Here is a 24201-nt window from a genome sequence, read left to right as displayed (position 1 = left end):
TTATACTGATTTTTTGTGCGATGTCAACCAACCTCAAAAGATAAATCCCTGCAATATCTGCAGGGATTTATTTTATCCAATCTTCTCGATTCCGCCCATGTAAGCACGCAATGCTTCGGGAATCCGGATCGTTCCATCCGCTTGCTGGTGATTTTCCAAGATGGCGGCAACGGTCCGTCCCACGGCCAGTCCCGAACCATTGAGCGTATGGACATACTCCGGTTTACTTTTGGGGCCGGGACGGAAGCGGATTTGTGCGCGGCGCGCTTGGAAATCTTCACAATTGCTGCAGGAAGAGATTTCCCGATAGCTTTGATTGCTGGGCATCCATACCTCCAGATCATAGGTTTTGGCGGCAGAAAACCCGAGATCTCCCGTACACAAAGCCACCACCCGATAGGGGAGTTCCAACAATTGCAAGACCTTTTCGGCATTCTCCACCATTTTTTCCAGCTCTTCATAGGATGATTCCGGATGGACCAATTTCAGCAATTCCACTTTGTTAAATTGATGAAGACGAATCAAACCGCGGGTATCCCGTCCGGCCGATCCCGCTTCCGAGCGGAAACAACTGCTGTAAGCCGTGTAATATTTGGGCAGGTCTTCCAAAGACAAAATCTCGCCGGCATGATAGTTTATGACCGGTACTTCGGAAGTGGGAATCAAGAAATAATCCGTATTCTCCGCCAGCTTAAAGGCATCGTTCTCAAATTTGGGCAATTGCCCTGTACCGGTCATGGTGCGGCGGTTCACAATATAAGGCGGAATAATTTCCGTATATCCATGCTCCCTGGTATGCAAATCCAGCATGAAATCGATCAACGCCCGCTCCAGACGCGCTCCCAGACCCTTATAAAAGACAAACCGGGAACCCGTTACTTTGGCGGCGCGTTCAAAATCAAGCAAATCCAATTCTTCCGCCAGTTCCCAGTGCGGCTTCTGCTCGAAGGAAGGAGCGGGAACTTCCCCCCATGTGCGAACCACTTCGTTCTCTTCTTCCGACTTTCCGACGGGAACGCTTTCATGAGGAATGTTAGGAAGTTGGAGCAGGATTTGATTCATTTCTTCTTCATACCGGCGCAATTCTTCATCCAACCGTTTGATTTCCTCTCCCACTTGGCGCATTTCCTTGATTTTGTCTTCTGCATCCTCATTGTTCTTTTTCTTTTGGGAGATTTCTTTGGATACCACGTTCCGTTTGTTTTTCAATTGCTCACTTTGCTGAATCAATGCGCGTCGCCGCTGATCCAATTCCGTGAAGGCGCGGAGTCCTTCCAATTCGTCATTTCTTGTCGATAATTTTTTCTTCACATCCTCCATTTGATTGCGAAGGATTTTCATATCCAGCACTCACACACACCTCCTATAAAATAATAAACCTTCCCCCCTCATACAAGGGACGGAAGGTTCCGCGTTGCCACCCTTCTTGGCCGTGGACGCATCCACCGGCCCGCTCTGACGAGATAACGGTTCGTTCACCGAAAACACTTATGCGAACCCGGTTCGCTTCGTGCCTCGCTCCAAGGTGGATTCACTGATCATTTTGGACGGTTCGCACCTTCCACCGCCTCTCTGGATGACAAAACAATCAGCTACTCGCCTTTTCCTCGCGGCCTGCCATTTCAAATTTTACCTTTTATTATATCCGATTGTACACCCTTTGTAACCATCCCAACCAAAAAATCCTCCCCAAAACAGGGAGGATTCCGTCAAGAATGAAAATTTTCCGTTATACTGCTTTTTCTGCCATCGATTCACGAACCATTTCAGCAAAATAAGCGTGAACCCGCGGATCTTCGGTCAATTCCGGATGGAAAGACATCGCGAGCAAATTCCCTTGCTTGGCAGCGACAATTTTTCCGTCCACTTCGGCGAAGACCTCGACTCCCGGTTCCACCTTTTCGATGTAAGGAGCACGAATAAAGACCGCCGGGTAATCATCAGCAATGTTTTTTAACGCCAGCTCCGCTTCAAAACTTTCCCGCTGGCGTCCAAACCCATTCCGCTTCACCGTGATGTTCATGATGCCCAAATGGGGTTCTTCTTCCGGCCCGATATTTTTGGCAATCAGGATCATTCCGGCACAGGTTCCGAAAATGGGTTTCCCAGCACGATGAAGCGCGAGAATCGGTTCGGTCAGTTCATATTTTTTCACCAATTTGCCAATCGTTGTGGATTCCCCGCCCGGAATCACCAGACCGTCCAGATCCGACAACTCTTCCGCCCTCTTCACCGCCACGGCCATTGCCCCGGTTTGTTGAAGCAGGCGGATATGTTCACGGACTGCGCCTTGTAATGCCAATACTCCAATTTTCATCGGATCTGTCCTCCTTATGTCACCAACCGCGCTCTTGCATCCGTTCTTCCGCACTCAGTTTGGAAATTTCAATCCCGGTCATCGCCGAACCCAGATCTTTGGAGACCTCTGCAATCAAAGCAAAATCTTCATAATGGGTGGTCGCTTCCACAATCGCGCGCGCATATTTTTCCGGGTTTTCCGATTTAAAAATACCGGAGCCCACAAACACGCCATCGGATCCCAAGTGCATCATGAGTGCGGCATCCGCCGGGGTGGCGACGCCTCCTGCCGCAAAGTTGACCACCGGCAATCTTCCGGTCTCATGCACTTCCAGGAGCAGTTCATACGGAGCCCCCAGTTTTTTCGCTTCGGCCATCAATTCATCACGGGACATATTTTGCACTTGGCGAATTTGTGCCTGCATCTTACGCATATGGCGAACCGCTTCCACAATGTTTCCGGTACCGGGTTCCCCCTTGGTCCGGATCATGGATGCCCCTTCCCCGATGCGACGCAACGCTTCCCCCAAATCACGGGCACCGCATACAAATGGAACGGTGAATTGGGATTTGTCGATATGGAACAAATCATCCGCCGGGGTTAACACTTCACTCTCATCAATATAATCAACCCCCATGGATTCCAATACACGCGCTTCGACAAAATGGCCGATCCGTGCTTTGGCCATTACCGGAATGGAAACAGCGTTCATCACTTCTTCCACCACACGCGGATCAGCCATGCGGGCAACGCCTCCTGCCGCACGGATATCCGACGGAACGCGCTCCAGCGCCATCACTGCCACCGCGCCGGCTTGTTCGGCAATTTTGGCCTGCTCGGCGTTCACCACGTCCATGATGACGCCGCCTTTTTGCATTTCAGCCATCCCGCGTTTTACCCGGTCCGTTCCTGTTTTCCGTGTTTGACTCATCTTGCTGCCTCCTCTGTGATCTTATGGATGTCTTCAACTGTGATCGTCATGGAAGGGGGGTTTCATTTTGCAAGAGAGAAAATCCCCCTTTTCCTCCCTCTTTTATTATAATTGAATGGAAGCATTTGAAAAATAATCAATCAAACCAACTTGAAATTTCATCCCCCACCGAGCGGAAAAAGAGGCGAATCCAGCTCCCTTCTTCCACGGATTGAGAAGTGACCACATTGATTGGTTTGAAGCCTTCCATTTTCTTTCCATCATAAACGACATATGCTTTTCCGACAATGGTGCCTTTCTCCAGAGGGGCTTTCACGTTGGAATCAAACTCCACTTTGATGGAATATTTGCCTTGTTCTCCTTTTTGAACCGGCAGCGACACGGCTTTTTCCACTTCCACCGGGACGGTCCGTTCCACGCCGTTAGGCAATGTCAATGATTCTTGCCCTTTTACTTTTCCGTGTTCCGGGACCAAAGTGGTGAATGAAAATTGGTCAAATCCGTAATCCAAAAGTTTTTTCGTTTCAGAAAAACGCCTTTGATCATTCGCGGTTCCCATCACGACCGAAACCAAGCGGTATCCGTCCCGTTGCGCGGTTCCCGTGAAACAATAACCGGCGGCATTGGTATGTCCGGTCTTCATTCCGTCCACACCCGGATAGGCATACACAAAATCCGGAAGCATAAGGTTCCAGTTCGTCACCGTTTGTTCCCGGTTGGTTCCGGGCCGGACCTTATATTTCGCCGTCGCCGTTACCTTCAGAACTTCGGGGTGTCTTTGAATCAACGTCGAAGCAAGAATCGCCGTGTCCCGGGCCGACATCACGTGTTTCCCGGGCACCTTGGGCGGATCGGGATACAGATGCAGATCCAAACCGGAGGCTCCTTGAAAATGGGTGTTGTTCATCCCAATTTCTTTCGCTTTTTCATTCATCCGGTCGACAAATCCTTCTTCGCTTCCGCCCACATGTTCCGCCAAGGCCACGGTCGCATCATTGGCGGAATAAATCAACATCGCTTCAAAAAGTTCCTTGACCGTGATCTTTTCGCCTTCGGTTAAATAAATTTGTGCTTCTTCCACATCGGCCGCCCGTTTGCTGACCGTCACCACATCATCCCAATGCAATTTTCCGTCCTGAATGTCATCCAAAACCACCAGGGCCGTCATCATTTTGGTCATGCTGGCCGGGGGATAAGGGGTTTCTTCATCTTTCGCGGCCAAAACCACCCCGGAATAAAAATCCATCAAAAAATAAGAACGCGCTTCCACTGGAGGAAGCTCTGCCTGCTCAGCCTGCACCGGAACCGGAAACATCCATATGAAAAAAGCAAACGCGCTTAAAAACAACCAAACTTTTTTGTCATGAAAATGATTCATCGTCGCTCATTCCCTACTTCCCTGTCTCTGTTTTGAAATCGTCCTCTACAACAACATTCGAAAAGGATGAAAAGGATGAGAATCATTTTACAAAATTGCAATAAAAAAAGAAATGGACAAGAAAAGAAAAATTTCGCATCACGAAGAAAAGCTGTTGACCGAATCAACGATCAACAGCTTGCATTTTAACGGATGGATTATAAATGATAGTTGGGCGCTTCTTTGGTGATTTGGACATCATGCGGATGGCTTTCGCGCAAAGAGGCATTGGTGATCCGGATAAACCGGCTGTTTTCCTTCAGTTCTTTCAATGTGGCCGCACCGCAGTAACCCATTCCGGCACGGATGCCTCCGATCAATTGATACACGGTATCGGCCAAAGGCCCTTTGTACGGAACCCGTCCTTCGATGCCTTCCGGAACGAGTTTTTGCGCATCTTCCTGGAAGTAACGGTCTTTGCTCCCCTGTTGCATGGCGCCGATGGATCCCATTCCCCGGTACACCTTGAACCGGCGTCCTTGGTAAATTTCTGATTCCCCGGGAGATTCCTCCGTTCCGGCAAACAGGCTTCCCAACATGACTGCATCCGCACCCGCCGCCAAAGCTTTGACGATATCCCCGGAATAACGGATTCCTCCGTCAGCAATGATCGGCACACCGTACTGGCGGGCCACAGTCGCGCAATCATAGATCGCCGTGATTTGCGGAACGCCGATGCCGGCAACCACACGGGTTGTGCAAATGGATCCCGGGCCGATTCCAACTTTCACGATATTGGCACCTGCCTCGATGAGATCACGGGTGGCTTCACCGGTTGCGACATTTCCGGCCACAATGACCAAATCCGGATACTTCCGGCGAAGCGCGTGAATGGCATCCAAAACCCCTTTGGAGTGGCCGTGGGCCGTATCCACAACAATCAAGTCCACTTCGGCATCGATCAAGGCTTGAACCCGGCGTTCCATATCTTTGGACACCCCGACAGCCGCCCCGACCAAAAGACGTCCTTGTTTATCTTTGGCCGCGTCGGGAAACTGTGTCGCCTTTTCAATGTCTTTGATGGTGATGAGCCCTTTTAAAACCCCGTTTTCATCCACCAGCGGCAATTTCTCGATTTTATGCTTTTGCAGGATTTCTTCCGCTTGTTCGAGCGTGGTCCCGACCGGAGCCGTAACAAGCGGTTCGGTCGTCATCACTTCTTGAATTGGCATGGCATAATCCCGTACAAAGCGAAGGTCACGGTTGGTGATAATGCCAACCAGTTTCCGGTTTTCATCCACAATCGGCACACCGGAAATCCGGTATTTGGCCATCAGTTCTTCCGCGTCATGGACTTTGTGTTCGGGCGTCAGATAAAACGGATTGGTGATCACTCCGCTTTCGGAACGTTTGACACGGTCGACTTCCTCGGCTTGTTCTTCCACTTTCATGTTTTTATGAATGATTCCGATTCCGCCTTGCCGGGCAATGGCAATCGCCAGTTTGGATTCGGTGACGGTGTCCATTCCCGCACTGATCAACGGAATATTCAATTCAATTCCTTCTGCCAGCTTGGTTCCCACATTGACTTCGCGAGGCAGTACCTCTGATTTTGCCGGCAATAGCAGTACATCATCAAAAGTCAATCCTTCTTTGGCGAATTTCTGTTCCCACATAGACGTTTTCCCCTTTTGGCCTAATAATTTTAAAGCAGTTTAACAGTCTCCTGCATAACTGTCAAGATTTTTCAAGATCCAGCCATGGCTGTATTGTATTTATCCATAGATTATCCACAAAAGCCTGTGGATAACTCACAAAGGCTTGTGGATAAATGTGTTTAAGGCAACAACTTGGATACAAATTCGGCAACCAGCGGGCTCTGGATCAACTGCAAATGGTTTAAATGCCAAAAAGTTTTCACATGGTAAGCGCCGGGAAGCGTGGCTTTTCCTTCTTCCACAACCCCGTCGCTGTCTGTATGATATTTCAGGGCCAGCAAGGTCCAACCGACGGCCAATTCCCCTTTCCATCCCCGGTCGCCCCAACCGTCCGCATCCCCGGCAATCGTGTACAGTTTTCCGTTTTGATAAAACGGGCTTTTTTCCACCGGAAAGCGCCGGTTAAACCGGGCCACTGCTTCCGGCGTGACATCTTTGATCCCTTCCTGTCCGTTGACAAACATCCCCAGCCATTCATATTCTTTCGCAAGCGGTGTCCCTTGATGCGGAGTCCCGAGCGTCACCAGGTCCGCCACTTCCCCGGGCCGCATGTAAACCAAACGCCGGGCAACGAGTCCACCCATGCTGTGAGCCAAAATGTAGTAGTTTTTCCCGAGTCCGTGCCTTTCTTGGAGAATCGAAATTTTCTCGGAAATCACCCGGGCCTGCTTCTCAATGGAATCATTCCCGGCCTGATGGTTTTTCGCCCCCATCATGATCACCCGTTTTCCTTGCACCGGCATCGACCAGACTTTCATGGACGAATTGGAATACACCACATAAACATTCCCGGAGCCCCAATTCCGGGCCAAACAGTTTAAAAATTCATACCCCCATTGATGGCGGTTGTTAAATCCGTGAATCAACACCAGATCATATTTTTTCGGAACCGTTGTCTTTCCGGAACCCGGAGGCGGCAACAGTCCAAACACAAAAACCGACAACAGACAAAGGCATATAACCTTTCTTTTCATGGATGCTGCCTCTCTCCCATTGCTCTTTCTTGTTATAGCCCTTTTTATTTTGTCAAACAATAAAAAAAAAAAGAAAGAAAAATCGAGGTGACGGGTGTGCCGTTTTGCTCAGACCCTTCTTCCCGTGATGGCTTCCATGCACCGGATCTTTTTTTAAAACTGCAAAATGAAGAATGGGCACGCAAATTTCTGCAGCAAAAATATCAGGATGCTTCTTTCGGGGAACCGGGAGTTTTGGCTTACAAAAATGTCCAATCTTTTGCCGCTTACATTCGCCAAGCTTGCTCCCTGTTTCAAACAGCCCGGGCATGTGACAAATGGATGCAACCCCTTTTGCTCTATTACGGGATGATGAATTTTTTCAAAGCCTGGATTTTAACCAAAGACCCCGATTATCCAAAGAACACGGCCGTGTTGCGACACGGGCTGTCGACCCGCAAACGGAAAAGGGAACCCTTTCGCTTTTCGCAGGACGAAATCCGGATCCAAAAAGAGGGACTGTTTCCGTATCTGGCTGAAATGATAAATCTTCCGGTATCTGCCGGCGATTCCTATCGGATGAAGGAATTGCTCGGCTTTTTGCCTGAACTGCAGCCGACGTACCGGACGATCTTCGGTGAGTGCACTTGGTTTCCCGTGGATTGGATGCCTTCTTCCTCCCTTATGGTCATCCCTGAAAAAATTCTGGATCAATGCCACCTTGCTACCTCATCCTTTGTGGAAAAATTAAACGCACAAAGCAGGGAAATTCAGTTTTCATTGCACCATCAAGAGGAAGGAGCGCTTTACCTGAACTGTTCCGCCTCCGGCCCGCCGCACCGGCTTCATCCTTGGATTGAAAGAAACAAAAAGGGCGACCATTACCTGTATATCGGTAATCATCGCCCTGGTCCGCTTCCGCGGGTCATTTCCCTGATGATGCTGTGTTTTTCCATGAGTATGCTGTGCCGGTATGATCCCCCCTTGTGGGAAGAAATCATGCTGGCGTCCGTTCATCAGGAACAGCTGATGTTAATCCATCTGACTGATCTGATTCTTTACGGGTTCCCCGGCTTTATGGCCCCGTTTTGGGATTGGCCGGATTAAGCATCCGATTCTTTCTCTTCTTTTTCATCGTTTTCTTCCTCGGCATGCACCCGGGCCACCGCGGAAACTTCGTCTTCATCCACCCGAATCAGACGGACACCTTGGGCATACCGGCCCATGATGGAAATATCCGCGACTTTGATCCGGATCACAACACCCGATTGCGTGGCAATCATGAGATCTTCGTTTTCCGACACCACTTTGTGCGCAACCACTTCGCCTTTTTTCTCTGTCAGGCTTAACGTTTTAATCCCTTTGCCTCCACGCGATTGAATCCGGTACTCATCGATCGGCGTCCGTTTTCCGTAGCCGTTTTCGGTCACAATCATTACGTAGCTGTCCGGAACCACAATATCCATGTCAATGATGCGGTCTCCTTCGCCCAGGGTGATTCCTTTTACCCCGGTGGCGGAACGTCCCATTTCACGGACATCGGATTCATGGAAACGAATGGACATGCCGTGCCGTGTGCCCATGATCACTTCCTGGTCCCCGTCGGTCAGACGCACGCCCACCAGATCGTCCCCGTCACGTAGATTGATGGCGAACAATCCGTTGCGGCGGATGTTTTCAAACTCGCTTAATGCGGTTTTCTTCACCACCCCTTCCGCCGTGACAAAGAAGAGGAATTGGTTCGGGGTGAACTCTTTGACCGGAATGACGGCTTCGATCCGTTCCTCTTGATCAATTTGAATCAAATTGATCACCGGTGTCCCTTTCGCCGTCCGTCCCAGTTCCGGAACTTCATAAGCTTTCAGGCGATAAACCTTTCCTTTGTTTGAAAAGAAAAGCAGCGTGCTGTGTGAATGGGTGACAAACATGTGCTGAACGAGATCATCATCACGGGTTCCCATCCCCGTGATGCCTTTGCCGCCCCGTTTTTGCGCGCGGTAGGTGGAAAGCGGCACCCGCTTGATATACCCTCTTTGCGTCATCATGATGGAGACTTCATCTTCCGGGATCAGATCCTCAATGTCGATGTTGTCTTCTTCAATTTTGATCATTGTCCGGCGTTCGTCACCGTATTTTTCTTTGATTTCAATGATTTCCTTGCGCAACACCCCCCGGATTTTGTTCTCATCGGCAAGAATGGCACGCAATTTGGAGATCAGCTGTTGCAGCTCTTTATATTCGCTCTCGATTTTTTCCCGTTCCAAACCGGTTAAACGGTGCAGCCGCATATCGAGGATGGCTTGGGCTTGTTTTTCGGACAGGCCGAACCGTTCCATCAGGCCGGTTCTCGCTTCCTGCGTGGTTTTCGAGGAGCGGATCAAATCAATCACTTCGTCAATCTGGTCCAAAGCGATTCGGAGCCCTTCCAAGATGTGCGCCCGGTCTTCCGCTTTGTTCAAATCATATTGAGTCCGGCGGCGAATCACTTCGATTTGATGGTCCACATAATGTTGGATCGTCTGCTTCAGATTTAACACGCGCGGTTGTCCGTCGACCAATGCCAGCATGTTGATGCCGAAACTGGTTTGTAAGTTGGTGAATTTGTACAGGTTGTTCAAAACCACCTGCGGATTCACATCTTTGCGGAGCTCAATCACCACACGCATTCCGTTGCGGTCGGATTCATCTCTTAAATCGGTGATTCCGTCGATCTTTTTATCCCGTACCAATTCGGCGATTTTTTCGATCAATTTCGCTTTATTGACTTGGAACGGAAGTTCGTCCACCACAATCCGCATTTTTCCGTTTCGGGCTTCTTCAATCCGCGTTTTAGCCCGGATTTGAATGCTTCCGCGACCGGTGCGGTACGCTTTGCGGATTCCGTCATAACCCAAAATAATGCCGCCGGTGGGGAAATCCGGCCCTTTGATCACTTTGATCAATTCCTCAACGGACACATCCTGATTTTCCAGCAACAACAGGATGCCGTCGATCACTTCCCTCAAATTATGCGGAGGGATGTTGGTGGCCATCCCGACCGCAATCCCCGAAGCCCCGTTGACAAGGAGGTTCGGAAAACGGGAAGGGAGCACCACCGGCTCCTCTTGTTGCCCGTCGTAGTTGGGTGTGAAATCGATGGTGTCTTTTTGGATGTCGCGAAGCATTTCCAGATTGATGGCAGCCATCCTTGCTTCGGTATAACGCATGGCCGCCGGCGGGTCCCCGTCCACGGATCCGAAGTTCCCGTGTCCGTCGACAAGCGGATAACGGTAAGTAAAGTCCTGTGCCATCCGCACCATGGAATCGTACACGGCCGCATCCCCGTGCGGGTGATAATTCGCCGTCACGTTTCCGACGAGACGGGAAGACTTTTTGTACGGCTTATCCGGGGTCATCCCCAACTCGTAAAAGGTGTACAAAATCCGCCGGTGAACCGGTTTTAACCCGTCGCGGACATCCGGCAACGCCCGGCTCACGATCACGCTCATCGCATAGTCCAGGAAAGAGGTTTTCATTTCCTTACTGATATTGACTTCTTGGATACGGTTCATTTCTTCCATTGTTCATCTCTCCGTTCTACACTCGCCTAAATATCAAGGTTCGCCTGTTGTGCATACTCCTTGATAAATTCCCGACGCGGTGCCACGCGGTCTCCCATCAACATTTCAAACACTTCATCGGCATCCATGGCATCTTGCAAAGAAACACGGAGCAAGGTGCGGCTTTCCGGATCCATGGTGGTTTCCCACAGCTGGGTGGCGTTCATTTCCCCCAACCCTTTGTACCGTTGGATCTCGATTTTCCCTTTCCCTTGGAGCTCGGCCACGATTTCATCTTTCATCTTGTCATTGAACGCATACCGGATCTTTTTGCCTTGCGTAATTTTATACAGAGGCGGTTGGGCAATATAGACATATCCATGTTCAATCAACGGACGCATGTACCGGTAAAAGAAGGTGAGCAGCAAAGTCCGGATGTGGGCACCGTCGACGTCGGCATCCGTCATAATGATGATTTTGTGATAACGGGCCTTTTCAATATTGAAATCATCGCCGATTCCGGTTCCCAATGCCGTAATGATGGTGCGAATCTCATCATTGGAAAGCGCCCGGTCCAGTCGTGCTTTCTCCACATTGATGATTTTTCCTTTCAATGGCAAAATGGCTTGGAACATCCGGTCCCGTCCTTGTTTTGCGGTACCGCCGGCAGAATCCCCCTCCACAATGAAAAGCTCGCTGTCCTGAGCGCTGCGGGAGGTGCAATCCGCCAGTTTCCCGGGCAATGCACTGACCTCCAACGCGTTTTTGCGCCGTGTCAATTCCCGGGCTTTGCGGGCGGCCTGGCGGGCACGGGACGCCATCACGGCTTTGTTAATAATCTTTTTCGCTTCCGCGGGATGCTCGTCCAAATAGGTTTGGAAATGATCGGCAAAGAGCTGCTCGGTTGCGGAACGGGCTTCGCTGTTCCCCAGTTTGGTTTTGGTTTGCCCTTCAAACTGAGGATCCATAATTTTCACGCTGATAATGGCGGTCAAGCCTTCCCGCACGTCGTCCCCGGTCAAATTGCTGTCATTATCCTTCAAAAGGTTGTTCCGGCGGGCATAATCATTGATCACGCGCGTCAGAGCCGATTTAAAGCCGGCTTCATGCGTACCGCCCTCGTGCGTGTGGATGTTATTGGCATAAGAATAGATGTTGGATGTAAAAGAGTCGTTGTATTGCAAAGCGATTTCAATCAGGATGGAATCCCGTTCCCCCTGAATGTATACCGGCGGTTGATTCAACACTTCGCGATTCCGGTTCAAATGCTCCACAAAAGACCGGATTCCGCCTTCAAACTGAAAAACCACTTCTTTTTCTTCTTCGCCGCGCAAATCCTTTAAAATGATCTTTACGCCGCCGTTTAAGAAAGCAAGTTCGCGCAGACGGTTTTGCAAAATGTTGAAATCAAACTCGGTGGTTTCCGTGAAGATCTCGGGATCCGGTTTAAAGGTGATTTTGGTCCCTGTTTCCTCTGTTTCTCCGATCACTTCCAAATCCGCATCCGGAACCCCTCGTTGATAACGTTGATGATAGATTTTCCCGTCACGCTTCACTTCGACCGACAGCCATGTCGACAACGCATTGACAACAGAAACCCCCACACCGTGCAAACCGCCGGAAAATTTGTATCCGTCTCCGCCGAATTTACCCCCGGCATGAAGGACCGTCATCACAACCTCCACCGCCGGACGGCCCATTTTCGGGTGGATCCCGACAGGAATCCCGCTTCCGTTGTCAATCACGGTCACACTGTTGTCTTCATTGACAATCACCTGAATGGTATCACAACGGCCGGCCAGTGCTTCATCGATACTGTTGTCCACCACTTCCCACACCAAATGATGGAGACCGCGGCTGGAAGTGGAACCAATATACATTCCCGGCCGCCTTCGTACGGCTTCCAGACCTTCTAACACCTGAATTTGTGTTTCATCATAATTTGTTTGTTGAATGGACACTCTCGGTCACCTGCTTCCTTCTTCCATAACTGATAAACTCGGTTCTATATCTTTTGAGTCAGATCGGCCCGTTTTTTCAATGTGGTTGAAGAAATGGGCGATGCATAGATGTGATGTGTGGTGATCACATACGATTTGATTTCGTCAGGAGACAAATGTTCAATTTTCTTTTTCTGATGGCAAGCGTTCAAAAACGGTGGCGTTGCACTCTTCGCAACATTGGCGTCCAATATGGCGATCACTTCGCGAATGCAAATCATCCGGCTTCCACCCAAGTGTATAAACACTTCTTTCACCCCGATTCCGTAATCTGTCCTTGCTTCACCTGATAGATTTTGGCTCCGGATAAGATATCCGGATGGATCCCGTCCAAACCGGTGGTGGTCACAAAAGTTTGGACACGTCCGGAAATGGCCTTCAATAAATGCGTTTTGCGCATGTCATCCAATTCGGACAACACATCATCCAATAATAATATGGGATAATAACCGATTTCCTGATGAATCAATTCGATTTCCGCCAGCTTGAGCGACAAGGCGGCGGTTCGTTGCTGTCCCTGGGAACCGTAATGATGAAGATCCATCTCTCCCAGAAACAACCGGATGTCATCCCGTTGCGGCCCGATGGCGGTACTTCCCCGCATCACTTCTTTTTGGCGGTTTTTTTTCAGTTCCGACCGCAAAATCTCCGCCCATTCATCCGGCCCGGATGGTTCGGGCAAAGGAAAAGAAGGGCGGTACTTGATCACCAGCTCCTCCGGCTGTTGCGTAATGGCCTGATGAATTTCACGCGCCCATCGGGTGAGGGATTTTAAAAACTGTTTTCTTTTTTTCCATAAATGGACGGACAAAGCGGCAAATTGTTCATCCAATACCTCCAATAAAGGGGAATCCTCCTGCTTTTGCCGGGAAAGTTGTTTCAACAGGCTGTTTCTCTGCACGAGCAATTTGTTTAATTGCGACAAATCATGCACATATTGAGGACTTACCTGGCCAATCTCCATATCTAAAAAACGGCGTCGAACCTGCGGGCTTCCTTTGACCAGCGCCAGATCCTCCGGCGCAAAGAGGACGGCAGGAAGCGAGCCGATATACTGACTCAACTTCCTTTGTTCAACCCCGTTCCGACTCACTTTTTTTCCTTTGTCCGATAAACTGATTTCCAGACGCTGGATCTCATTTCCTTTTTTTACTCTGCACTTGATGAACGATGCCTTTTGGCCGAAACGGATCAGTTCTTTATGAGTCCGTGTGCGGTGTGATTTGCCAAGCGCAAGGACATAAAGGGATTCGAGGATGTTGGTTTTCCCTTGGGCATTGGGGCCGACAAAGAAATGAAGCTCCTCCGGACAATGCAGATGAAGTTTCTCAATGTTTCGGTACTGTTTCAATTCCAGGGTTTGGACACGCAAAACGAAGATCCTCCCTTACCGGTCCGACACGACCACGGACCCGAACCCGGAGATATCCACTTGATCCCGGGGATAAATTTTTCTCCCCCGTCTCGTTTCCACTTCGCCGTTGACTTTTACCGTTTCCTCTTGCAAAAAGTACTTGGCTTGCCCGCCGCTGTTGATCACATCCAGGCGTTTTAAGAGTTGCCCCAATGTGATGTACGGTGTGTCAATCTTGATGGATTCCAATCCCAGTCCTCCTTTTCGGGCGTCATCCGTACCGGTCCGTCCTAACGGGTGCGGACCGGTACGATCAGATGGAGCGAGTCATCCCGGTCTGTCGGTTGGATCATAAACGGTGTCATCGCGCCTGTGAATTGAATCCGGATTTCATCGCTTTCAATGGAGCGGAGAGCTTCCATCATGTAACGCGCATTAAAAGAGATGCTCATTTCCGGCCCGTTCACCTTGGCATTCACTTCTTCAGAGACGCTTCCAATATCCTGGGCGGTGGAGTGAACTTCCACTTTTCCGTCTTTTATAGTCCATTTTATCACATTATCCCGGCCATCCCGACTGATTAGGGATGCACGATCAACGGATTGTAACAATTCCTTGGTGGAGGAAACGAGTTCCGTCTCACCACGTTCGGGAATCACCCGGTTGGTGTCGGGATAGGTCCCGTCCAACAAACGGGAATAAAACGAGAATTCATCGGTTTTTACCAGAATTTGATTTTCCGCGATCAGGATATCCACATATCCGGAATAATCCCCCAGGGTCTTGGCCAATTCCGACAAGCTTTTGCCCGGGACAATCACATTTTTCAGTGTCACTTCCGGGGAAGCTTCCACTTGGGCCTGTTGTTTGGACAAACGGTGGCTGTCCGTGGCGATGCAAGTCAACACCCCATTTTCAAGTTGGAACAGCACTCCGGTCAATACGCCCCGCGCTTCTTTGGCGGCCACGGCAAATCCAGTTTGCCGGATCAGGGATTTGAGTGCATCGGCGGAAATACTGAACATCTGCTCTGTGGATAAGTGCGGCAAGCGCGGATATTCCACCGGATCCAGTCCGTTCAGTTGAAATTCCGCCATATCCGATCGGATGGTGGTTTGGAATTGATCATTGGTGATCCATTCCACTTCATCTCCGGGCAATTTGCGGACAAGCTCGCCAAAGATGCGTCCGGGGAGTACGATACTACCTATTTTTTCCACGAACACCTGATCCAAGTCCTCTTTTTTGACGGGAACATGCACCTGAATGGTGATGTCCGAATTGCTTCCGGTCAGAGTGAGCCCATCTTCATCCACAGCAATTTTAATCCCGGTGAGAATGGGAATGGTTGTTTTGGAAGAAACCGCTTTGGATACTTGAGAAACAGCATCAACCAATGCTGATTTGATGACACGGAATTTCATATCGATCCTCCTTGATGGTGATAGAACCAAAAATTGTTTTGGGAAAAACATGACAGGCATGCATAAAGCAGGACGCTTGTACATATATTTATTTTTTAAAATTGCAGTAGCACTAGTAGTAGGGATTGTGGATAATGTGGAAAACCGGGTTTGGACCAGGTGTAAAGCGGATTGCCGGCTGTGGAGAAAGTGTGCATAAGCTTGTACACCTTATCCACAGTTTCCACAGGCGTTGCTTTTAAGCTTTGCGTTGAAGTTGTTGTTTCAACTGCTTGATCACTTCTTTGACTTGGGGGTCTTCTTCGATCATGCGGCTGATTTTCTCATGTGCATGAATCACGGTTGTATGATCGCGCCCTCCAAAATCTTCCCCGATTTTCGGCAAAGAGAACTCTGTCATTTCCCGGCACAGATACATAGCGATCTGTCTTGGAAATGCCACCGACTTTGTTCGCTTTTTACTTTTCAAATCCTCTATGCGGAGACGGTAATAATCACAGACCGTCTGTTGAATAATATGAATGCTGAGCATTCTTGGCCTTGAATCGGGCATGATATCCTTCAGTGCCTCCAGTGCCAGATCGGGAGTGATGGGTTGATTCAAGAGAGCTGAATAAGCCACAACCCGGATTAACGCACCTTCCAGTTCACGAATGTTTGTATCCACGCGATCCGCGATAAATGCAAGGACTTCACTTGGAACATCTAAATTATCAGCTATTGCTTTCTTTCGCAAGATCGCGATCCGCGTTTCCAAATCCGGCGGTTGCACATCGGTGATCAGACCCCATTCAAAGCGTGAGCGCAAACGGTCTTCCAGCGTGGGGATTTCCTTGGGCGGCCGGTCGCTGGAGATAATGATTTGTTTATTGGCGTCATGCAAAGCGTTAAAGGTGTGGAAAAACTCTTCCTGGGTCTGTTCTTTTCCCGCCAAAAACTGAATGTCGTCGATCAACAAGATATCCACGGAACGGTATTTGTTCCGGAATTGGATCGTTTTGTTATCCCGGATCGAATTGATAAATTCATTGGTGAATTTTTCGGATGAGATGTACACCACCCGGCTGGACGGATCATGTTTCAGTACATAATGACCGATGGCATGCATCAAGTGTGTTTTTCCAAGGCCGACGCCACCGTAGATGAACAAAGGGTTGTATGCTTTGGCAGGCGCTTCGGCCACAGCCAGGGAAGCCGCATGGGCAAACCGGTTCCCGGAACCGATGACAAATGTGTCAAAAGTGTACCTCGGATTCAGTTGGGAGCCGGGGTCTTTTTCGTCTTCCACGTTTTCCGCCGCCGGTTGTTGCGGTTCTTTTAAGGATTCATGATGGTTTTTTTCCTGGGTCTGGCTGACAAATTTCACGCCAATTTTTGAACCGCCGGTCACTTCTTTCAAGGTGTCCCGCACCAAATCGGCATAGCGCGATTCCAGCCAGTCCCGGGCAAAATCATTGGGGGCACAAACGATCAGGATGTCATTTTCCATGTTGATGGCTTCAGTCGCCTTGAGCCAGGTTTCAAAACTGGGCTTGCTGATTTTGTTTTGGATGGAATCCAACGTTTGGGACCATAATTCTTGGATGTGAATCACCCAAAGAACCTCCTTCCTGACAAAAAAATGAACAATACTTATCCACAGTCAAAAGCGACGATGCATCAGAGTCTATTGCATTTATTCACATTATCCACAGGCTGTGGATACTTTTTTCCACAACTTGTGGTTAAATGATCTCCCGGATTATCCACAACTGTGGATATTCACTGCTCCGCAACATATTTATCCACAGGAAAACAAGAATAGAATATCAAAATATACCAATATTTACAATGAAAAATAGTGAGTTATCCACAATTCACAAAGCGGAAAAAACCTTGTTATCCACAGCAGGGGATTTGTGGATAAATCGTGGATAATTTTGGGATAACGGGTGGATAATGAAAAATTTATCCACATGTGGATAAACAGGAGTGGATCCGGCCGGATTCTTGACAGTGATTGCCGATGCTGTCTATAATGATAGAGATTGTCCATCGGTTATTCACGGACTTGATTGAAAGAAGGGAGGTATCCTGGAACGCGGTCCTCAGCCGGCAAATTTGCCGTGGCTGAGTGATGGGGAACCAGGGGAATGAAAATGAAACGCACATTTCAACCAAGTAACCGCAGACGTAAAAACAAGCACGGTTTTCGTGCACGCATGAGCACGAAAAACGGACGTCGTGTTCTTGCAAGACGCAGAAGAAAAGGAAGAAAAGTATTATCTGCTTAATAAATGCCGGCCACGTGTTTTGTGGCCTTTTTTCCTATTTAATTCACGTTGAAAGTGTTTAATCTGCTTCTTTTTGTTTTATAATGTGAAGAAAAAACGGGGATTTTAGCGAGGAAGGAGATTTTCATTGCAGCGGGAATACCGTCTGAAGAAGAGAAAAGATTTTCGGAGGGTTTTTCAGGCCGGTCAATCTTTTGCCAATCGGCAATTTGTCGTGATCCAGTATGGCCGTTCTCCTTCCGGGCCACCGCGTATCGGCATCTCCGTGAGCAAAAAGGTCGGGAATGCCGTGATACGCAACCGGTGCAAACGTTTGATCAAAGAGGTGGCGAGGCATTGGGTTTCCCATTTGAAACCCGGAACCGATTACGTTATCATCGCCCGAAACCCCGTTGCCCAAATGGATTACAAACAGGTGAAATCCAGCCTTTTTCACGTGTTTCGCAAGGGAAAATGTTTTGTGTCAAAGCCTTCGGAATAGGGGAGGAGGAGTGGAATGAAGTGGATTGCCATCGGTCTGATTCAATTTTATCGCTATGTCATCTCACCGCTTAAGCCCCCTGTCTGCCGCTTCGTTCCCACCTGCTCGGAATACGCTTTGATTGCCTTTCGGAGACACGGATTTGTTGTCGGGGGATGGTATACGTTGATCCGTCTGTTGAAATGCCATCCTTTTCATCCGGGCGGATTTGATGATGTGCCGGAAAAAAAGAAACCGCAAACAAATGGATTCAGAGACTGAAGAGAAGATGAGGAGGAGTTATCCTTGCAAAAACGGAGGCGCGGGATTGCTGTACTCTTGCTGATGATTATGGCTGTCACCATCCTTTCGGGGTGTGCCCCCGATCAAAACCGGTACAAGATCGATTACAACAATCCCAGCTTTTTTCAACAGATCTTGGTTATCCCGATGGTCAAATTGCTGGACATCTTTAAAGATGCTTTGGGAAATTACGGATTGTCGATTCTGGTGCTGACTTTTCTCGTCCGTCTGATCGTCTTTCCGCTTACCTGGAAACAGCAACAAAGCACCCAGCGGATGCAGGAAATTCAGCCGGAAATGATGAAGATCCGCAAAAAGTACGAGAAAAATCCGCAAAAAATGCAAGAAGAAACCATGAAGCTGTTTCAAAAGCACAACATCAACCCGATGGCCGGATGCTTGCCTTTATTGATTCAGATTCCCGTTTTGTTCGCTTTTTACCAAGCGATCATGGGAAATGAGCATATCAAGGAATCCAGTTTCCTTTACCTGCAATTGGGAAGTCCGGATCCTTATTTCATCCTGCCTTTGATCGCGGCGTTTACCACGTACTTGCAGTTTATTGTTACCGGAGCGCAAAGCAATCCGCAAATGAAAGTAATGGTCTGGATCATGCCGGTTATGATCTTTTTCCTGGCCTATCAGTTCCCGTCCGCACTTTCTTTATACTGGGTATACGGGAACATCTTCACCATAGCCCAATCTCTCATTTTGCAGAAGCTGAATAAAAAAAATGAAGTAAAGGGTGCAACTCGTTGAGCAAACGGATAGAGCGGGCCCGGTCCGTTGAATTGGCGATTGAAAAAGCATGTGATGCGTTACAGGTGTCACCCGGTGAAATTGGGTATGAAGTGATCCAACCGCCCAAAAAAGGATTCCTCGGTATTTTCGGGAGACGGGATGCCATCGTGGAAGTTTCCGTCATCCGGAAGGAAAGCCCCGGGGAATATGCCTGTCAATTTTTGAAGGGGATCGTGGAGCGGATTGGTTGGCCGTGCCAAGTCGAAATGAAGGAAGAGCCGGCGGAGATTTCCTTTGTGTTGAAAGGAGAGGACTTGTCTCTTCTGATCGGAAAACACGGCCGGACGTTAAATGCAATTCAAACGTTGGTGCAAACCGTTGTCTGGCGGAAATACAATAACGGCATTCGCGTGACGGTGGATGCGGGAGATTACCGCCGTCGCCGGAAGGAGTCGTTAAAGCACCTGGCGGCGAAGATGATGGAAAAAGTCCGTGAAACGAAAAAAGAGGTGACCTTGCATCCGATGTCCGCAAGCGAACGGAAAATGATTCATCGCTTGGTACAGCGGGAAAAAGATTTAACCACATACAGTGTCGGAAAAGAACCCCGGCGCTCTGTGGTGATTGATTTAAGAAAAAACCAATAGCAGACGGCGCCCGTAAACTCCCCGTTCAGGGGGGTTTTTTGTTTCGGCGATTTTTTTGATTGAATGAATCGGATTATGCTAAGATTAAGTATTAGGAATCATGTTGGAGTGTGAAAAAATGGAGACCGATACCATTGCAGCGATTTCCACCCCCGTGGGGGAAGGGGGCATTTCGGTGATCCGTGTCAGCGGACCCGATGCCATTTCGATTGCAGATCAGATATATCAAGGAAAAAAATCTCTGGACAAGGTGCCTTCGCATACCGTCCATTACGGATATATCGTGGATCCGGAAGCGGGAGAGCGGGTCGATGAAGTGCTGGTGACCGTGATGCGCGCACCACGAACATTCACCCGGGAAGATGTGGTTGAAATCAGTTGTCATGGCGGGATGATTCCCGTTCAAAAAACGTTGGAAATCCTGTTGGATCATGGAGCAAGATTGGCGGAGCCTGGCGAGTTTACCAAACGGGCTTTTTTAAATGGCCGGATTGATTTGTCCCAGGCCGAAGCTGTCATGGATTTGATCCGCGCCAAAACGGACCGTGCCGCAAAAGTGGCTCTGTCCCAACATGACGGGAAACTTTCCCGTTTGATTCAACGACTGAGAAGCGAAATTTTGGAAACCCTTGCCCATCTTGCGGTCAATGTGGATTATCCGGAGTATGACGCCGAAGAGATGACGGCCGGATTTTTGCGTGAGCGCTGTGTTTACATTTCCGGTGAAATTGAACGGTTGCTTCAAACCGCCCGCCAAGGGAAAATTTACCGGGAGGGAATCAAAACGGCAATCGTGGGGCGTCCCAATGTCGGCAAGTCATCGCTGATGAATGCTTTGACCCATGAAAACAAGGCCATTGTGACCGACATCCCGGGAACCACACGGGATGTGATTGAGGAATTTGTCAATGTGCGGGGAATTCCCCTCAAACTGTTGGACACAGCCGGAATCCGCGAGACCGAGGATGTGGTGGAACGGATCGGGGTGGAACGTTCCCGCCAAGCATTGAAACAGGCGGATTTGGTGTTGCTTTTGTTAAATTACGCCGAACCCCTCACCCCGTTGGACCGGGAGCTGCTTTCGCTGATTAAGGAGCACAGTTCGATCATCATTGTGAACAAAACAGATTTGCCCCGGCAAATCGAATTGGATGAAGTGAAGCGCTTGGCCGGCGACGTTCCGATTATTTCCGCTTCCGTCAAAGAGGACCGGGGAATAGAGGATTTGGAAGAAGCCATTACCCGGCTGTTTCAGTTGGGAAAAGTGGAACTTGCCGATGCCACGTATGTCAGCAATTCCCGGCATATCCACTTGCTTCGCAGAGCTTTGACAAGTGTGAAAGATGTGATCGAAGGGATTGATTCGGGGGTTCCGCTGGATATGGTGGAGATTGATTTGAAAAATGCCTGGGAATCGTTGGGCGAAGTCATTGGGGACTCCGTCTCCGAAGATTTGATCGACCAGATTTTTTCGCAATTTTGCTTGGGCAAATAAAGAGAGGTGAGCAGGATGAGGGATGCATCCCAATCCCAAAAATTTGACGTGATTGTAATCGGTGCCGGTCATGCCGGATGCGAAGCGGCCTTGGCCGCGGCCCGGATGGGTTGTTCCACACTGCTGTTGACCCTGAGTTTGGATACCATCGCTTACATGCCATGCAACCCTTCGATCGGGGGCCCGGCCAAAGGCCATGTGGTGCGTGAGATTGATGCGCTGGGTGGAGAAATGGGGAGAAATATTGACAAAACCCATATCCAGATGCGGATGTTAAATACGGGGAAAGGGCCGGCTGTTTATGCGTTAAGGGCACAAGCCGACAAAGTGCTGTATCAGCAAGAAATGAAGAAAACCCTGGAATCAACGCCCAATCTCCGTTTGCAGCAAGGAATGGTGGAAAAGCTGATTGTGGAAGACGGCGTGTGCAAAGGCGTCATCACCCGGACCGGAACCCGCTATCTGTCCGAAACGGTGATTTTGACGACCGGAACCTATTTGCGCGGCAAAATCATCATCGGGGATATCAGTTATGAAAGCGGCCCGAATAACCAACAGCCTTCCATCCAACTGGCTTATCATTTGAAAGAACTCGGTTTTGAAATGGTCCGGTTTAAAACCGGCACCCCGCCCCGGGTGAATAAACGATCCATTGACACCGGCAAGATGACCATTCAGCCGGGAGATGAGGAACCACGGGCTTTCTCCTATGAAACGACGGAATACATCACTGATCAACTGCCTTGCTGGCTGACATACACCAATGAAGAGACGCACCGTTACATCCGGGAAAATTTGCACCGCGCCCCCATGTATTCCGGGATGATTGAAGGGCGGGGGCCCCGTTATTGTCCGTCGATTGAAGACAAGATCGTCCGGTTCGCCGACAAAGGGCGGCACCAGATTTTTATCGAACCGGAGGGACGGGACACGGAAGAAATGTATGTCCAAGGGCTTTCCACCAGCTTGCCGGAAGATGTCCAGTTAAAAGTGCTTCACACCATCAAAGGACTGGAAAAGGCAGAAATGCTCCGTACCGGCTATGCCATCGAATATGATGCCATCGTTCCGACGCAACTTTGGCCTTCGTTGGAGACAAAATTGGTGAAAAACTTGTTTACCGCGGGTCAATTGAACGGAACTTCCGGTTATGAAGAAGCGGCCGCACAAGGCATCATGGCCGGAATCAATGCCGCACGAAAAGTGCAAGGCAAGGAACCCGTGATTTTGGACCGTTCGCTAGCTTACATCGGTGTTTTGATTGATGACCTGGTCACCAAAGGGACCAATGAACCGTACCGGCTGTTGACATCACGGGCGGAATACCGCTTGTTGCTCCGGCATGACAATGCGGATTTGCGTTTGACGGAATTGGGCTATGAAATCGGGTTGATTCCGGAAGAGCGTTATCAGCGGTTTGTCAAAAAGAAAGAATTGATCCAAAAGGAAATTCAACGCCTGAGGGAAACCAAAGTCCGGCCGAAACCGGAAGTCCAAGCGATCCTGAAGGAAATGGGAACCTCGGAGATCAACAATGCGGTGGAACTGGCAAACTTAATCAAACGCCCCGAATTGGGATATAAAGAAATTGCCAGCATGTCCCCGCCGCCTGAGCCGCTCCCGGCGGATGTCATGGAGCAAGTGGAAATTCAATTGAAATATGAAGGTTATATCAAAAAAGCGCTCCAGCAAGTTGAAAAAATGCGCCGTATGGAAGAAAAACGGATTCCCGATTGGGTGGATTATGACAAAATCTCGGGAATTTCTTCGGAAGCACGGGAAAAATTAAAAGAAGTACAGCCGGTTTCTTTGGGCCAGGCTTCGCGAATTTCCGGGGTGAATCCTGCGGACATATCCATTTTGATGGTGCATATCGAGCAAGGCGGAAAAGCTTATGCCATATCGGAAAATCAAGCCTGACAAGTTTGTCAGGCTTTTTTAAAGGAGGTTTCAGGGGATGCATTGGGGGAGTTGGTTGCAACAAGAAACAGCGGAATGGGACATTTATCTGTCCCATGAACAGCTCCGGCAGTTCCACCGGTATTATGAGCTCTTGGTTGAAAAAAACAAAGTGATGAATTTAACGGCAATCACGGAAGAAAAGGAAGTCTACATCAAGCATTTTTATGATTCATTAACCTTGGCCCGCGTCATTCCGTTGAATCGTGTCCGGTCCGTGATCGATGTGGGGACTGGTGCCGGTTTCCCGGGATTGGCATTAAAGATTGCTTTTCCCCATTTGCAGGTGGTTTTGTTGGATTCGCTGAAAAAACGGGTCAACTTCTTAAACGAAATTGTGGGGGAATTGGGATTGACCCGGGTGGAATGCATTCATGGACGGGCTGAAGAGTTTGGAAAGAAAAAAGGATTCCGGCAAAGTTTTGATTTGGCCACGGCGCGTGCGGTCGCCCGGTTAAATGTATTGGCCGAATATTGCCTGCCGTTTGTCAAAGTGGGGGGGCATTTCATCGCCATGAAAGGGCCGGATGTGAGAGAGGAAATGGAAGAAGCGGGCAAGGCTTTGCACACCCTCGGGAAAACGACGCTGGATGTGAAGCAGTTTCGTTTGCCGGAAGAGATGGGGACGCGCAGTCTGCTGTGGATGAAAAAGCGGGATCATACGCCCAAAGCTTATCCGCGGAAAGCAGGGACACCGGCCAAACAACCATTGGTTTAAAAAGTCTGTTTCATATATAAAAAGAAAGCC

General features: G+C 49.2%; 22 protein-coding genes and 1 other annotated feature. Of the genes, 9 read left to right on the top strand and 13 right to left on the bottom strand.

Going from position 1 to position 24201, the window contains the following annotated elements; translation table 11 throughout:
- Positions 1–72: 72 nt before the first annotated feature.
- From serS to I8U23_RS08595, 6 genes are all read right to left on the bottom strand, one after another.
- Entirely contained in the window at positions 73–1350 is a 1278-nt protein-coding gene (gene serS / locus I8U23_RS08620) for a serine--tRNA ligase (RefSeq protein WP_062843208.1), read from the bottom strand.
- A 42-nt stretch (positions 1351–1392) separates the two neighbouring features.
- Positions 1393–1617: a binding site (T-box leader), on the bottom strand.
- A 112-nt stretch (positions 1618–1729) separates the two neighbouring features.
- On the bottom strand, positions 1730–2317 hold the full coding sequence (gene pdxT, locus I8U23_RS08615; protein ID WP_037998259.1) for a pyridoxal 5'-phosphate synthase glutaminase subunit PdxT: 588 nt from the start codon (positions 2315–2317) through the stop codon (positions 1730–1732).
- Positions 2318–2336: 19 nt separating this feature from the next.
- Positions 2337–3230, bottom strand: a complete 894-nt coding sequence (gene pdxS / locus I8U23_RS08610) for a pyridoxal 5'-phosphate synthase lyase subunit PdxS (protein ID WP_037998258.1) — start codon at positions 3228–3230, stop codon at positions 2337–2339.
- Between the two features lie 136 nt (positions 3231–3366).
- Entirely contained in the window at positions 3367–4608 is a 1242-nt protein-coding gene (locus tag I8U23_RS08605) for a D-alanyl-D-alanine carboxypeptidase family protein (protein WP_198050907.1), read from the bottom strand.
- 197 nt (positions 4609–4805) lie between these two features.
- Positions 4806–6263 (bottom strand): IMP dehydrogenase, encoded by a 1458-nt coding sequence (guaB, locus tag I8U23_RS08600; RefSeq protein ID WP_198050906.1) that lies wholly within the window; start codon positions 6261–6263, stop codon positions 4806–4808.
- A 161-nt stretch (positions 6264–6424) separates the two neighbouring features.
- Positions 6425–7279, bottom strand: a complete 855-nt coding sequence (locus I8U23_RS08595) for an alpha/beta fold hydrolase (protein ID WP_037998254.1) — start codon at positions 7277–7279, stop codon at positions 6425–6427.
- A gap of 96 nt (positions 7280–7375) precedes the next feature.
- Between I8U23_RS08595 and I8U23_RS08590 the strand changes: the two genes are divergently transcribed.
- Positions 7376–8365 carry a YaaC family protein gene (locus I8U23_RS08590; RefSeq protein ID WP_175413162.1) on the top strand — a complete coding sequence of 330 codons (990 nt, stop codon included), beginning with the start codon at positions 7376–7378 and terminating at the stop codon, positions 8363–8365.
- Here I8U23_RS08590 and gyrA read toward each other — a convergent pair.
- The 7 genes from gyrA to dnaA all read right to left on the bottom strand — a co-directional run bounded on the left by gyrA (position 8362) and on the right by dnaA (position 17169).
- The gene (gyrA, locus tag I8U23_RS08585; protein ID WP_049720749.1) at positions 8362–10818 is read right to left on the bottom strand and encodes a DNA gyrase subunit A; all 2457 of its coding nucleotides are present in this window, start codon (positions 10816–10818) and stop codon (positions 8362–8364) included. The two genes, I8U23_RS08590 and gyrA, sit on opposite strands and share 4 nt — an antisense overlap.
- 26 nt (positions 10819–10844) lie before the next feature.
- Entirely contained in the window at positions 10845–12758 is a 1914-nt protein-coding gene (gene gyrB / locus I8U23_RS08580; RefSeq protein WP_198050905.1) for a DNA topoisomerase (ATP-hydrolyzing) subunit B, read from the bottom strand.
- Positions 12759–12802: 44 nt separating this feature from the next.
- Positions 12803–13045 carry an extracellular matrix regulator RemB gene (remB, locus tag I8U23_RS08575; protein WP_037998272.1) on the bottom strand — a complete coding sequence of 81 codons (243 nt, stop codon included), beginning with the start codon at positions 13043–13045 and terminating at the stop codon, positions 12803–12805.
- A gap of 5 nt (positions 13046–13050) precedes the next feature.
- Positions 13051–14169, bottom strand: a complete 1119-nt coding sequence (recF, locus tag I8U23_RS08570) for a DNA replication/repair protein RecF (protein WP_037998245.1) — start codon at positions 14167–14169, stop codon at positions 13051–13053.
- A gap of 15 nt (positions 14170–14184) precedes the next feature.
- The gene (gene yaaA / locus I8U23_RS08565; RefSeq protein ID WP_037998244.1) at positions 14185–14400 is read right to left on the bottom strand and encodes a S4 domain-containing protein YaaA; all 216 of its coding nucleotides are present in this window, start codon (positions 14398–14400) and stop codon (positions 14185–14187) included.
- Between the two features lie 41 nt (positions 14401–14441).
- Positions 14442–15575 (bottom strand): DNA polymerase III subunit beta, encoded by a 1134-nt coding sequence (gene dnaN, locus I8U23_RS08560; RefSeq protein WP_049720747.1) that lies wholly within the window; start codon positions 15573–15575, stop codon positions 14442–14444.
- A 238-nt stretch (positions 15576–15813) separates the two neighbouring features.
- Positions 15814–17169, bottom strand: coding sequence for a chromosomal replication initiator protein DnaA (gene dnaA, locus I8U23_RS08555; protein WP_049720746.1), 1356 nt, complete (start codon positions 17167–17169; stop codon positions 15814–15816).
- Between the two features lie 544 nt (positions 17170–17713).
- Between dnaA and rpmH the strand changes: the two genes are divergently transcribed.
- The 8 genes from rpmH (at position 17714) to rsmG (ending at position 24171) form a co-directional block, all read left to right on the top strand.
- Positions 17714–17848 carry a 50S ribosomal protein L34 gene (gene rpmH, locus I8U23_RS08550; RefSeq protein WP_082240799.1) on the top strand — a complete coding sequence of 45 codons (135 nt, stop codon included), beginning with the start codon at positions 17714–17716 and terminating at the stop codon, positions 17846–17848.
- Between the two features lie 127 nt (positions 17849–17975).
- The gene (gene rnpA, locus I8U23_RS08545) at positions 17976–18329 is read left to right on the top strand and encodes a ribonuclease P protein component (RefSeq protein ID WP_037998238.1); all 354 of its coding nucleotides are present in this window, start codon (positions 17976–17978) and stop codon (positions 18327–18329) included.
- 15 nt (positions 18330–18344) lie between these two features.
- Entirely contained in the window at positions 18345–18590 is a 246-nt protein-coding gene (yidD, locus tag I8U23_RS08540; RefSeq protein ID WP_037998237.1) for a membrane protein insertion efficiency factor YidD, read from the top strand.
- Between the two features lie 24 nt (positions 18591–18614).
- On the top strand, positions 18615–19370 hold the full coding sequence (locus tag I8U23_RS08535; RefSeq protein ID WP_231564651.1) for a YidC/Oxa1 family membrane protein insertase: 756 nt from the start codon (positions 18615–18617) through the stop codon (positions 19368–19370).
- Complete coding sequence (jag, locus tag I8U23_RS08530; protein WP_037998235.1) at positions 19367–19999, top strand: RNA-binding cell elongation regulator Jag/EloR; 633 nt, start codon at positions 19367–19369, stop codon at positions 19997–19999. Before I8U23_RS08535 ends, jag begins: the two co-directional genes overlap by 4 nt.
- 118 nt (positions 20000–20117) lie before the next feature.
- Positions 20118–21494 carry a tRNA uridine-5-carboxymethylaminomethyl(34) synthesis GTPase MnmE gene (gene mnmE / locus I8U23_RS08525; protein ID WP_049720745.1) on the top strand — a complete coding sequence of 459 codons (1377 nt, stop codon included), beginning with the start codon at positions 20118–20120 and terminating at the stop codon, positions 21492–21494.
- Positions 21495–21509: 15 nt separating this feature from the next.
- Positions 21510–23414 (top strand): tRNA uridine-5-carboxymethylaminomethyl(34) synthesis enzyme MnmG, encoded by a 1905-nt coding sequence (gene mnmG, locus I8U23_RS08520; RefSeq protein WP_049720744.1) that lies wholly within the window; start codon positions 21510–21512, stop codon positions 23412–23414.
- 37 nt (positions 23415–23451) lie between these two features.
- The gene (gene rsmG / locus I8U23_RS08515) at positions 23452–24171 is read left to right on the top strand and encodes a 16S rRNA (guanine(527)-N(7))-methyltransferase RsmG (protein ID WP_037998227.1); all 720 of its coding nucleotides are present in this window, start codon (positions 23452–23454) and stop codon (positions 24169–24171) included.
- Positions 24172–24201: the final 30 nt, after the last annotated feature.

Origin of the sequence: Thermoactinomyces sp. CICC 10735, from assembly GCF_016055175.1 — a bacterium.
GTDB classification, from domain to species: Bacteria; Bacillota; Bacilli; order Thermoactinomycetales; family Thermoactinomycetaceae; genus Thermoactinomyces; species Thermoactinomyces vulgaris.
Note: the sequence above shows the minus strand (reverse complement) of the source record. Positions and strands in the feature narration are given on the sequence as shown.